This window comes from Brevibacillus sp. HB1.3 (genome assembly GCF_013186635.1).
Lineage (GTDB): Bacteria > Bacillota > Bacilli > Brevibacillales > Brevibacillaceae > Brevibacillus > Brevibacillus brevis_D.
The window spans coordinates 102,122-115,030 of the sequence record NZ_JABMIT010000005.1; the positions used below are offsets into that span (position 1 = coordinate 102,122).

At 50.2% G+C, this 12,909-nt stretch carries 11 protein-coding genes; 3 read left to right on the forward strand and 8 right to left on the reverse strand.

The annotated features are described in order from the left end of the window. Positions 1–28: 28 nt before the first annotated feature. Positions 29–1,018: a lipoate--protein ligase gene (gene lplA / locus HPY31_RS13340; protein ID WP_172141116.1), complete on the reverse strand. Its 990-nt coding sequence runs from the start codon at positions 1,016–1,018 to the stop codon at positions 29–31. Between the two features lie 242 nt (positions 1,019–1,260). Here lplA and HPY31_RS13345 point away from each other — a divergent pair, with 242 nt between their 5' ends. Beyond that, positions 1,261–3,018 carry a methyl-accepting chemotaxis protein gene (locus tag HPY31_RS13345; protein ID WP_172141117.1) on the forward strand — a complete coding sequence of 586 codons (1,758 nt, stop codon included), beginning with the start codon at positions 1,261–1,263 and terminating at the stop codon, positions 3,016–3,018. 77 nt (positions 3,019–3,095) lie between these two features. On the opposite strand, the gene HPY31_RS13350 is transcribed toward HPY31_RS13345, so the two are convergent. Then, complete coding sequence (locus tag HPY31_RS13350; protein ID WP_172141118.1) at positions 3,096–4,868, reverse strand: sensor histidine kinase; 1,773 nt, start codon at positions 4,866–4,868, stop codon at positions 3,096–3,098. Beyond that, positions 4,858–5,583: a response regulator transcription factor gene (locus HPY31_RS13355; protein WP_172141119.1), complete on the reverse strand. Its 726-nt coding sequence runs from the start codon at positions 5,581–5,583 to the stop codon at positions 4,858–4,860. Before HPY31_RS13355 ends, HPY31_RS13350 begins: the two co-directional genes overlap by 11 nt. 198 nt (positions 5,584–5,781) lie before the next feature. Between HPY31_RS13355 and HPY31_RS13360 the strand changes: the two genes are divergently transcribed. Together HPY31_RS13360 and HPY31_RS13365 are read left to right on the forward strand one after the other, a co-directional pair. Continuing rightward, positions 5,782–6,768, forward strand: coding sequence for a M23 family metallopeptidase (locus tag HPY31_RS13360; protein WP_172141120.1), 987 nt, complete (start codon positions 5,782–5,784; stop codon positions 6,766–6,768). Between the two features lie 136 nt (positions 6,769–6,904). After that, positions 6,905–7,612, forward strand: a complete 708-nt coding sequence (locus HPY31_RS13365) for an ArsR/SmtB family transcription factor (RefSeq protein WP_172141121.1) — start codon at positions 6,905–6,907, stop codon at positions 7,610–7,612. On the opposite strand, the gene HPY31_RS13370 is transcribed toward HPY31_RS13365, so the two are convergent. From HPY31_RS13370 to HPY31_RS13390, 5 genes are all read right to left on the reverse strand, one after another. After that, entirely contained in the window at positions 7,613–8,500 is an 888-nt protein-coding gene (locus tag HPY31_RS13370) for a DMT family transporter (RefSeq protein ID WP_172141122.1), read from the reverse strand. It abuts the gene before it with no gap. A 95-nt stretch (positions 8,501–8,595) separates the two neighbouring features. Beyond that, on the reverse strand, positions 8,596–9,741 hold the full coding sequence (locus HPY31_RS13375; RefSeq protein WP_172141391.1) for a GNAT family N-acetyltransferase: 1,146 nt from the start codon (positions 9,739–9,741) through the stop codon (positions 8,596–8,598). Continuing rightward, a complete protein-coding gene (locus HPY31_RS13380) occupies positions 9,734–11,068 on the reverse strand; it encodes a F390 synthetase-related protein (RefSeq protein WP_172141123.1) in 1,335 nt (444 codons plus the stop codon). The genes HPY31_RS13375 and HPY31_RS13380 overlap by 8 nt, the downstream gene beginning before the upstream one ends. Further along, positions 11,056–11,907: an MBL fold metallo-hydrolase gene (locus HPY31_RS13385; protein WP_172141124.1), complete on the reverse strand. Its 852-nt coding sequence runs from the start codon at positions 11,905–11,907 to the stop codon at positions 11,056–11,058. The genes HPY31_RS13380 and HPY31_RS13385 overlap by 13 nt, the downstream gene beginning before the upstream one ends. Beyond that, the gene (locus tag HPY31_RS13390; protein ID WP_172141125.1) at positions 11,897–12,898 is read right to left on the reverse strand and encodes an NAD-dependent epimerase/dehydratase family protein; all 1,002 of its coding nucleotides are present in this window, start codon (positions 12,896–12,898) and stop codon (positions 11,897–11,899) included. Before HPY31_RS13390 ends, HPY31_RS13385 begins: the two co-directional genes overlap by 11 nt. Between the last annotated feature and the right edge of the window lie 11 nt (positions 12,899–12,909).

Sequence of the window (12,909 nt, forward strand, 5' to 3'; positions counted from 1 at the left end):
CAAAAGTTAGGTTTTTGACGTTCTTTTTTTAGACGAGTAACAGATCGACAAAAGATGCTTGATCCAGATTCCCGAAAAACTCCTGAAGATTGATGTCGGCGAGTCTCTCACTGATTGAAGAGCGATCGTACGGCGTATCTCGCAGCACGGCTTCCAGCTCCGCTATATCACGTACACCGAAGAAATCTCCGTATATCTTCGCTTCTTTCATTTTGCCCTTTTCAATATCAAGCTGGATCTCCACGGTACCGATATCGAAACGTTTGGATTGACGGTAATTGCTTTTCGGTGACTTGCCGTAGTTCCACTCCCAAGTCTGGTAACGGGAACGGGAAAGCTCGTGAATGTTCTCCCAGTCCTTTTCAGTCAGCTTGTATTCTTCGATCTCTCCATCTCCAAAAATCGAACGGAGAACCGCCAGACGGAACTCTTCAATGGTCATCTTCGTCTCCAAAAACTCTGAGATGTTGGCGACACGGCTGCGAATCGATTTGATCCCTTTGGACTGGATCTTCTCTGCGTTTACCTTGAGAGCAGACACGACGTTTTCCATCTCCGAATCAAAAAGCAGCGTGCCGTGGCTGAACATGCGTCCCTTGGTCGAATACTGTGCGTTGCCAGAAATTTTCCGTTCCCCGACCTGTATGTCATTTCGTCCTGTCAGCTCTGCTTCTACCCCTAATGTTTTCAAGGCTTGTACCACAGGAGCCGTGAATTTGCGGAAATTGTGGAAGGACTCGCCATCATCATTCGTAATAAAACTGAAGTTGAGATTGCCCAGATCGTGATAAACAGCACCACCGCCAGACAGTCTGCGAACCACGTGGATATGGTTTTCCTCTACATAAGTCGCATTAATCTCCTCAATCGTGTTTTGGTTTTTCCCGATAATAATAGAAGGTTCATTGATATAAAACAGCAAGTAGTCTTCACTGTTGGGCAAATGCTTCAGGGCGTACTCTTCAATCGCCAAATTAATGCGCGGATCTGTAATCCCTTGATTATCGATGAATTTCATGAGAGAGCCTCCATCCGTAAGCGTTCTATCTTCCTAATCATACCACTTCCTGCTTGTCTGTACTGCTTTCGAATCTGCTCATGTATGAAGCATTATTTCCTAATCTAATATTTTTTGTTGATTTTTTGAAAATCCTCTATAAAAACGTTTTCAGATTGTCGATAATTGACGTAAGTCTAGGGGCAATCATCTTGGTGTTTTCTTTTCTAGATGAAATACTATGGATCAACGAGGTGTTCTTTATGAAAACAGCCAAGTTCTCCCGTTCAAGCTCTCTACGCACGAAGCTCGTCCTGTTATGTCTTCTGCTATTGGCGATTCCTTGCCTTAACATCGGAATTCAGGGCTATTATTCTGCGAGTTCCAGCTTGGACGACTTGGGCAGCCGCATCTTAAAAAACAACGTGAACCTGACGATTGAAATGATTGATATTCTTCAGAAACAGGTCGACGCTGGAAAAATCAGCAAAGAAGATGCACAAGAGCAAGTAAAAATTCACATCCTCGGGCCTAAGCAATCGGATGGAACCCGCTCGATTAACAAAAATATCGATTCGGGTGCCAGCGGATACATGCTCGTTACGAACGAGAAGGGTGACATGCTCGCTTCTCCTTCGATTGAGGGGAAAAATCAGTGGGATGCAAAAGATTCTGACGGTATCTTTTTTACCCAAGAAATGATTAAGCGCGGTCAGGAAGGTGGCGGCTTTACATACTATCAATGGTCGAAGCCAACGGAGCCCGATGTTCTCTATCCGAAAATCGCCTATTCCAAGCAAGACCCTCACTGGGGATGGATCGTAAGTGCAACCAGCTATATGGAAGACTTCAATGCTCCTGCCGAAAAGGTGCTATCTGATTTGCTGATCGTGCTGGGACTCTTCTTGATTATCGGGTTTGCCATCACATGGTTTGCCTCCGGATTCATTTCCAAGCCCATCTCCTTGGTTGCCGAGCGCGTGAAGGAAATTGCTGGTGGTGATCTGTCCGGGAAAGACATCGTGATTAAAAACCGTGATGAAATTGGGCAATTGGTACATGACGTCACCCATATGACAGAGAATTTGCGCGAGCTCATCTCTCGTGTCCGCACCAGCTCTCTGCATGTCGCTTCTACCTCTGAGGAGTTGACGGCGAGTGCAGAACAGACGAGCAAGGCAACTGAGCAAATTGCCGTCACGATGCAAGAGATCGCCATCGGAGCAGAGGATCAGTCCAAAACGATCGATGGAACGGTCAAGACGATCAACGACATGTCCTCGAGTCTGCAACAAATTGCGTCCAGTTCCGAACAAGTCTCCCTGACAGTCGATACAACGAACATGCTGGTCTCAAACGGCAATGAAGCAATTGTCGGTGCCATCGCTCAAATGAATTCTATCAACACAACTGTCCAAGAGCTGGCAGAATCAATCAAAATGCTTGGTCACCGCTCTTCAGAAATCAGCAATATTGTAGAGGTCATCACCTCGATTGCCGAACAAACGAACCTGTTGGCGCTAAATGCTGCGATCGAAGCGGCCCGTGCTGGAGAGCATGGACGTGGATTTGCTGTCGTCGCCAATGAAGTACGTATCTTGGCTGAGCAATCAGCAAAATCTACCCAGCAAATTAAAGACCTCATTAGCGCGATTCAGGTCGATACGAACAAAGCCGTTTACGTAATGCAGACGACGACATCTGAGGTTTCGGCTGGAATCGAAGTCGTACATGAAGCCAGCAAGGCCTTCCAGGAAATCTTGTCTGGAACGACAGAAGTAGCACGTCAGATTCAGCAAGTCACCACTGCTACTCATCACATGACAACCGGAGCAGAGCAAGCCGTCCATTCCGTTGAAGCGATTGCGACCACTGCGGAGACAACGGCTTTCGGAACACAAAACATTTCCGCTGCCGCTGAACAACAATTAGCCTCTATGGAGGAAATCTCGTCCTCTGCTGCTTCCTTGTCAAAAATGGCGGACGAGCTGCATGAATCGATTCAACAGTTTAAGGTGTAACCATAAACACTCAAACGAAAAAGGCTGCCTTTGCCGGTCACCTCTGACCTCGCAAACGCAGCCTTTTCCTCTCCCTATCAGCCTATTTTAACCCGTGGCGGCTGCTCCGCTTCCCACGTAATCGAAATCGTCGTCCCCTGCCCGACAGCTGTTTTCACCTCGATTGAACCACCAAACGCTTCCACTAATGCTTTTGTAATGACCATCCCTAGGCCAGAGCCTTCCGTGCGGGACTCGGTGTCTGTGCCACGATAATACCTCTCAAATAGTCGATCTACTGTTTCTTCATCCATTCCACTACCATTGTCGCTAAAAATGAGCAAAGCTGTAGCTGGCCCCACTGCTTGTACGCGGATGGACACAATCGTACCGCTCTCGTTGTGAATCAAGGCATTGGCAACCAGATTATCCACGATACGCTGAAACCACGGCTTGTAGACCAGCATGTAAACAGGTTCGGGAGAGGGAGTAAACCTTATACAGCCTTCTGGGTACAACGGATGTTTTGCTGCTTCCGTAATGGCTTCAGCTGTACAACTATTCAAGTCAACGAGCTCGACCGTAGGAGCGCCTTGTCCGTTCCTCAATCGATACGTCAACGCCAAATCGTTGATCAAGTCTTCCATATACGCTGACTTGTCCAAAATAATTTTGGCGAAGGTATGTACCTCTTCTGCGGTCCACGTATACTCGGCATTCCCTAATAGATGCGCGTACCCTTTGACAGAGGACAACGGCGTTTTCAGATCATGGGAAACGCCAGCGATCCACTCATTTCTCAATTGCTCCGTTTCATGACGAAGCTTTTCGTTGCGGTTAAGCGTTTGCGACAAGGAGTCCATCGAATCGATTACATCTTGGTAAATACGGTACTTGCGCTTTCTCTTCCCTCGCTTGTCTTGGCTGAGCGGAACACCCTCCGCATTGGCAGGCTCCTCGTACTTCCCCCCACGCAGAAAGGTCAGCCACCGTAATACGTGAACAATCGGTGCGCCAAATCGCTGTCCGAACAAGTAGGACACAATCCCGAAGACGAGCATCGCCGACAAGAGCAACATGCCCATCCCGATATATAGGGCCTTACTTTCCGGTGTCAAAAGCGGTTCTTCCCCGGGAGTCGTTCCTGGCAACGGATAACTGAGTACCCAGGTTTGGCCGCTTTTTTGATCATAATGCGATACGATTGTTGCTCCGTAGCGATCCGGGTATATCGAGCGCAGCGCCAGTTCTTCCACGGTGAAGTCCTTGATTGCTTTTGCTGGCTTATTAAAGGAAGCCAGCTCTGCCCCTTTCGGATCTAAGAGCTGCACCCAGCCCGCTTTCCTCTTCAATTGATTTTGGATGCTTGAAGGAAGCAGGATCTCGTTATTTTTATGAGCAGCCTCCTCGATCACCTGTTGCAAGAAGTCGTCATCCCGCTTCGTCATCCCATACAGCAAGGTGTGTACCACGCCGTCCTTTTCCTGTATCCATAACGATAGCTGATAGGGGAACGGGCTTTTCCGGAGCCAATAAGCCGTTAATTGGCCAGGGCCGTAGTAGCTGGGTACGTCAGGCGGGGTAAAGAAAGAGTCAGTGACATACCCCTTTTCATCAATCCGCTGAAGCCACCCTCCACTATCTCGCACCTTCTCCAACAGCTCGGGGTCAAAGTGGACATCCTCTCCCTCTACTTCTATGGTCTGGATCAGCCGCTGCAAGCCGACGCTCTCAAATTGACGCGAGGACTGTACTTTTGACATTTCTTCAAGCGTCCAATATAACGTAAACCCGGCTAGCACAAAGAGAATGAGGCCAACCAGCACCAACCACATGATCAAATGGAGTGCGATTCTGCTCTTAATATTCATAAGGAAGGCCCTTTTTCACCATTTTGTACCCGAGTCCCCTGACGTTCAGCAAAAACTCTGGCTGCGCTGGATCGGGCTCGATGCGCTCCCGAATCCGATGGATATGTACCATGATAGTGTTGTCGTCACGTAAGCTATTCACGCCCCATACTCGTTCGTACAGCTCGCTTTTCGAAAATATCCGATTCGGATTTTTGCACAAAAATAGCAACAGTTGAAAAACAAGGGACGGACAAGGAATGACTTTCCCCTCCACACAGAGCTCGCCTGCTGCTTCATGAACTTGAAAACGGCCAAAATCATAGACCCCTTGAACGGGTGCTGTCGGTACAGCCGCGTTCGTTTTGCGTGTACGGCGAAGCAATGCCTTGATGCGTGCAACGATTTCCATCGGGTTAAACGGCTTCGTCACGTAATCATCACCGCCAACGGCAAAACCGGTTAGCTTGTCAAAATCGGTGTCTCTCGCACTCAAAAACAGAATCGGCGCATCCGTCAGACGGCGGATGAATGGGCAAGCTTCTATGCCGCTCATGTTCGGAAGCGTTACGTCCAGAACGATCAGGTCATAGCTTTTTCGTTCGCATGCACAGAGCGCCTCCTCGGATGTTTTCACCTTGTCGATCGAGTGGAATCCTTCTTTGTGCAGTACGGTCTCAAGCAATTGGAGAATTGCTTGCTCATCGTCCACGAGAAGGATAGCTACATCTTTCACGATCACTTCGCTCCTTTTGCGCTTTTGCGTCATCCTCCATTTTATCATGCGTAGTGTCGGCGCGCGTCCGCAACAACCTTAACGGAATCATAATTTTGCCGCGACAGATTTAAGCATCCTGTAAGCCAGCGTTTCATGTCCGATAATAGTGGCTTTCTATAATAAAACGAGCGCTTAGAACAAGATAGGAGTGGCGACATGAAAAAAGTTTGGATTTCACTTGTAGGAGCAATTCTTTTGACAGGATGTGCTGCGCAATCAGAGGCAACCGCAATCCCCTCTACTACTGAATCCCCCACAAAGAAAAAAGAAGGTGCAAAGACGATGACGGATCAAGCGGAGTCGATTGTGCAAGCTCTCCTTCACGGAAAAATAGGGGAGGTATATGAGCAAACAAGCCCGTCATTCAAACAGCAGGTTTCAAAAACGCAGTTTGTAGAAGGGTATACTGCTTTTAGCTCGGGGGTGAAGTCGTGGAATCAGCATTCCCACACGACCGTAAACGGCAGCTATTATGGTACCTGGGTAGATCAGGACGCCAAACGAGGCCTTGTCCTTACGACGGATGAAAAAGGGATCATTACGGGTGTTTTATTAAAGCCGCTGCAAAACTACCCTGACACCGACAATGCTTTGACAAAGCTGGCGTATAGCGCACCGTTTACAGGTGAGTGGTATGTGTTTTGGGGAGGTCAGAATGTCCTTTCAAACTATCACTACGCGGTGGAGAGCCAACGCTATGCATACGATCTGATTCAGGTAAAAGACGGATTATCCTACAAGGGGGACCCTGCGAAAAACGAGAGCTATTTCGCATTCGGGCAAGAAATACACGCACCGCAGGCAGGAACTGTCGTGCATGTCGTCCATGATCTCAAGGATAATGTCCCTGTCGGAACGATGAACGCACAAGAGCCCGCTGGTAATGTCGTCATCCTCGATCATGGCAATGGGGAATTCAGCTACTTCGCCCATTTGAAGGAAGGCTCCGCAAAGGTAAAGGTTGGCGATCGTGTGGAGAAAGGGGATTTGCTTGGGCTATGCGGCAACTCTGGCAATTCCAGCGAGCCTCATCTGCATTATCAGGTCTCTGACGGCAAGGATTTGTTCCATAGCAAATCCATTCGCGTGCAGTGGGAGAACGGATTGAATCCGCGTCAAGGTGAAAGCATTACCGCGAAGTAAATCGTATAGCTGTTAGACAGCGGCAGTCCATCCTTTGTCTTCTGCTTTTCGCGAACATCTCTAGTTTTTTTAGCTGTAAGATTCTGCTAGAGTCATTGATAGAAGATAAAAAATGATGGAGGAGGTCCGCTGTCTGATGAGTACCAGCCCGAATATTATAGAGGTCGCGTCCCTCATAGGAGAACCATCCCGCGTCTCCATCCTGGTCAGCCTGATGAACGGCAAGGCACTCCCCGCCAGTGAACTCGCACGAAACGCAAAAATCACCCCCCAAACGGCAAGCACGCATTTGGCAAAGCTGGTGGAAGGCGGTCTTTTGGTCAGCGAGTCACACGGTCGACATCGCTACTATCGCCTAGCCAGCCCTGATGTCGCCCATGCCCTGGAATCGTTAATGACGATCGCTGCACCTAAGCCGGTTCGTTCCTTGCGCGAGTCTGACCAATTGCGAGCCATCCGCTATGCGCGTACCTGCTACGACCATCTCGCTGGTGAAGTAGGCGTTGCCCTGACGCAGAAAATGCTGGAGATGCAGTTGATCGAGGCATCCGATCAAGACTACGTGCTCAGTGAAACGGGAAAAATCAAGCTGCAATCACTCGGCGTAGACCTTGTGGTCAAACCAAAGAGCAGACGTCGCTTTGCCCGTCCGTGTTTGGATTGGAGCGAGCGTCGCCATCACTTGGCAGGTAGCCTCGGAGCCTCACTCACCAACCGATTTTTTGAGCTTGGCTGGATCGAGCGAGTGCCAGGAGGGAGGGCAGTCCGTGTCACGCCGCTAGGCAGCACTGGTTTTATGACCGAGTTCGGACTACAAGTAGATGAATGCAAAAAGCACAGCTAGCTACTCTGCCAGCTGTGCTTTTTCACTGACTTGCCTGCGTGGAGCAAACGTCCAGTTCACCAAGAAAATCCCTGCGAAAATCAACAACCCTCCCACATACACATGCCATTGCACGACTTCACCCAGCAACACCCACCCTGACAAAACACCGAAGAACGGAGCGAGGAACAAAAAAGCACTCGTCCTGCCCGGGTCTCCGTGATTCAGCAAGTAAAACCACGTCGCAAACTGCACAATGGAAGCCATGATCGCGAGCCATAGGACGACAAACACAGCGGTCGGTGTCACAATCAGCTTCGGCGTTTCGAGCGTGACCCCCATCACAAGGAGTAGAATTCCTCCGAACAGCATCTGATAAGCTGTCAGCACCCACACATGGAAGCGGACTCCCCACTTTTTAACAAGAATCGTAGCCATTGACCACGCAAGAGCGGACCCGATCCCAAACAGCGTTCCCGTCTCCCATTGCAGATGGAAGCCAAGCGTGATGAACACCCCTACCAGTCCAATCAGAACCCCCGCCCATTGCGTCAGTCGATAGGCTATTCCGAGAAACAATGTGCCCCAGATGACCACAAGCAGTGGGTTCATAAACGTCAGGATCGAGGATTCACCCGCTGTGATCGTACGCAGACTCAAAAAGATACACCCCATGACGGCTGCCGTCTGCAAAAATCCGATCAGACACAGCTTCCCCCAGTCACCTGCCGACTTCGGGAGCGGCTTTTTCCATACCCATGCTCCCATGATCAGTCCTGCCAGCGTAAAACGCAGTCCTACCAGCAGCAATGGTGAAAAATAGGCCAATCCAATCTTTCCTACCGCAAAAGACGAACCCATCAATGATGTCGTCACGACGACAAGTATCCCGAACAAAATTCGATTCATGGCATTGTTCCCCCGTTTCAGGCATGCTACTTGCTTCTTCTTACATGCAGTGTACCTGACGGTTAGTTCGATGGGGGCCGAAGTGTGCAAATGGTTTACAGTTGGTACTTCTCCACCATCTTGATCCCGATTTGATTCAGCAAGACAGTGAGCACCTTCCAGACCGCTCGACGATAAAACGGCAAATGTTTAACATACACCGCTGTATATTCCGGCTCTCCCTCGGCCCCCCTGTCCGCTTTGAATGCACCTACACCCGCACTTTGATGGAGCAGGATGCCCTTGCTCTGTGCTTCTTGTACCAAGAGGCACGACAGCATCCGATACAGCCCGGTCTCTTTGGGGAGCGTCGTATCATAGCCGAATAGCGGTGTCGTCATCACACCATTTCGTTCAAAATAGCCAAGAATGCCGTCCAGCTGTCCGCCTTTCTCCAAGCCGATGAGGGTCAATGTCCTCTTGTGCATCGCGAGTTGGACGAACTCCACCGAAAACTGTGGATTATGCCGCGAGTATTTATCCAGATACAGCGCGTTGTATAAAGCGACGATTCGCTCGACATGCTGTTCTCCCAGCTCCTCATGACGTAGGATACGATAGCCCGATTTGGCAAGCATTTTTCGATCGCGGTTGAGCGTATTGCGGACCCGCCACTTGCCCTGTGCGGGCCAATCGGGATGAAAAAGGTAGACGTAGCGGCTGGGGACCATGAGATAGCCCTTCTCTACGAGCCCCTTGTGAAAATCCGGATACAGCCTGCGACAAACAGATCGAAACGCGATGATATGACTAGGGAACTTTTGGATGCAGCTTTCCGTGATGTCCTTCACTTCATCTGCACGCACATCATGATACAGATTCGTCGATAACAGCCAGTTGTTGACGATGACCATTTTGTTGCATTGGCTTTTTTTCATCCAGCGTCCAAGCCCTGTTAGTACAGTCGACAGTACTTGCCTCAACACCGCTGAACCGAGCATGCCTAGCTCTTCCTTCGCATACGTCACGTAATGGGTAAACACCGAACTAACATACGAATTATCGTACTCGGTATCGTTCACCGTTATGGGCATAATCCGATCACCTACACGGAGTGCATCCATACGCGTCTGTACATTTTGCACATAGCGGGAGGGTGGTTCCGTCATCATGGGCAACAGGTAACTTTTGACGTAGTCGGCATCCTGCGCCTGTTCCCAAGGGATTTGCCCCGCCGAAGTCCCTTCATACCATTCAATCAATGGCCTGCTCACCTAGAACAAACATCCTCTCTACCCGCCGCAATTTTTTCGTACCGAGATTCAGCTCGTACGGTGCAAACACAATCGCAGGCAATTGTCCTTGCTGATCGGCAATGACTCGCTCAAGACTATGGCGTACTCGTTCCCGCTCACGCATGGACGGTCCCTCCCCATCCTTCATGAGCAGTGCTACCTCGACTTGCTCGTAGCTCAGCTGCCGTACCGTATACTCTTCAATCGCATCAGACGAGGTAATGACGGCACGCCGAATGAAATCAGGAAAGACCGATATCCAACGCGCTTCGTTTTCATGGCGAAAAACAAACAGATCATCTGCCCTGCCCTCAATCGATTCCAGCGCCATAAACACCGAGCCGCATGGACATGGTGTGCGCTTTTCCGTCAAAATGTCGTTCAATCGATAACGGATAATCGGCTGTGTCGTCCGGGAAAAGTCTGTGATGATCGGAAAGAATCGCTCCTTTTTCTCATCGAGATATTCCTTTTCCACTACCACGAGGTCTTCATTGACATGTAACGTCCCGTGTGAGCAGCTCGCCGCAAGCAGACCTTCTGTGCATTGATAAATTTGATGCACGATCTGCCCGAACACTTCTGCGATGTACGTTTGATCCAACGGGTCCAGTACTTCCGCCACCGAGATCACCTTGATCGGGGATATCCGCAATTTCCCCTGACGCTGTGCAGTCGCGAGCATTCTCAACATCGAGGCTGGCGCAACCAACACCGTCGGCTGATACTGGTTCAGATGTTCAAGGTGCTGATCGAGCGGTATTTGCAAATCAAAGAACGAGAATTGAATGCGACGCCTGTTGACCGCCGTATACAGGTTGCTATTCGCTCGCAAGAAAAAAGCAATCCGATGCGTCGACCATAACTGACCAGGCAGTGCTTTCGCCAAAATCACCCCTGCCCATTTCGCCTGTTCCTGCGGTCCCACGAGAAAAAGCCCGCGATTACCAGATGTCCCAGATGACAAGCCTACGGTCACGCCGTTTAATTGGGGAGTGAAATCGCGTGTCGTTTCTGCTTTCAGTGCAATCGCAAATGCTTCTTCCTTCTTGATCCCGTAAGTATTCAGCTCGTCAAAATGGTCCATCATGCTCTTTTTATCGATTGGCTCCATCTGTCTCCAGCGTTCTGGCGTTCCCAACCTCTTTCGGTAAAAAGGAGAGGCTGGCAAAATGCGCGTCAACATTGCTCTGACCTGCGCTTCTTGCCATTTCACCAGCTGCTCACGCGAGGAAAACCGACGGGCAAGCCACTTCGTTTTTACATACTGCTTCAAGATCGTCATGATCTCCATGTGAACGCTCCTCTGCTGGCCTGCCAGACTTCCCCGCAGTGTGTCGGCATGATTTTCATGTCGGGACGTTGGCGGGATAGCACATGCAGCTTGTGCAAATGCTTCCGATACGCTTGTCGATCCGCCATGATCAACATAGCCAGTGGATGAGGCAACAGGTTGCCGCGATAGGCTTCACTCGACCAAGCAGCATCCGCGCACAAAAATACATCCCCATGATCCCGATCGCGCAGGAACACACCAAATTGCCCGATTGCATGTCCGTTCAGATCGACGATGTACAGACTCTGATCAGCAAATAAATCGTAGCCTTCGGTGTATGGCGCATAAGCTTCAGGCAATGCCACAGGCCCTCCTCGATCAATGAAAGTCACCCGCTCTTCGAAATCGTCAGGCATCAAATCAGGCAAGTACGCCTCCCGCAGCGCCGCCCACCCCGTCTTTCCCTTCACGTGGTTATAGGCACTCTCGAAGCAGTATATTCGCGCATGCGGAAAATCACGCAAACCGCCGATATGATCTGCATGAAAATGGGAAATGAGAATACCCGCTATATCTGTCGTTTGGATTCCGCGTGCTGCGAGCTGCTCAGCAATACTCTCATGTGCCTCCGATAATACGGGCGTTATTTTGCCGTACAGCGAATAAGGAAGCTTGCTCGTGGCTTCAAAAAAGCGCTGTGAATAGCCCGTATCAAAGAGCAGCAATCCGTGGACGGGATGCTCGATAAGCCCTGCGATGGCGTGAAACGGAATGTTTTTCATCCGGCCGCCTTTTCGTGAAAACATTTCGAGCTGCTGGCAGTAGCCCGTGTCCATCAGCGTCAGTTTAACGTCCATCCTGCGTCCTCCACCATTCTGTAAAGGTCTCGATGCCTTGGGCAATGCTCACCCGCGGTTCATAGCCCAGATCGCGCTTCGCCTTTGAGATATCCAAGGTTTGTGATTTGGCGAGCACACCGACCGAGTAACGAGTCAAAACCGGCTCGCGATAGCCCAAAACGGTCTTGGAGAGTGTCTCCAGCACCCAAGCTGCGGCATACGCCTTCCAATATGGCAGCTCGCGCGTTTTCAGCGGAACCCCCAAGCGCCGAAACACATCTGACAACACCTTGATCATCGTCACTGGCTCCCCATTTGTAATGTTGTAAGCCTGTCCCAATGTGTGCGCTGGAGAATCCATGCACAAGATCAACGCGTCCACGACATTTTCCACATAGGTCAAATCAATGAGCGCCTTGCCTCCGTCGATCAGCGGAACGAATTTCTTTTCATTGGCGCGGATCAATCTGGGAAGGATTGCATTGTCTCCTGGGCCAAACAAGGCCCGCGGACGAATCGTAACCGTCGGTAGTCCTGCAAGAAACGCCTTGTCGACTTCCAGCTCCGCCTGGTATTTGGTTTGTGCGTATGTATTGGCAAACCGGACGGGCATCGGCTCATCTTCGCGGATTCCCAGCTTGTCGTCAAAAGCAAAATAAATACTTGGCGTCGATACATGAACCAGACGCTGGGTGCCGTGCCGCTTGCAGCCCTCGATGACATGAATGGTTCCTGTCACATTCGTCTCGTACATGTCACGGTACGTTCCCCACGGGGAGGAAAAAGCAGCAGCGTGTTGCACGATGTCCTGATCGCGGCAAGCCTTCACCATGGCTTCTCTGTCTCTTAGGTCTGCCCGAAGGAATCGAATGCCTCGCTCCTGCAATAGCTGGCCGATTCGCTCGTCTCGTCCTTGCGCTGTTACGTCATAGCCCATTTCATGCAGTCGTGTAGCCAGCTTCTGTCCGAGAAACCCTGTCGCCCCTGTTACTAGAACTCGCTTGTTCATTTCTTCCTCAC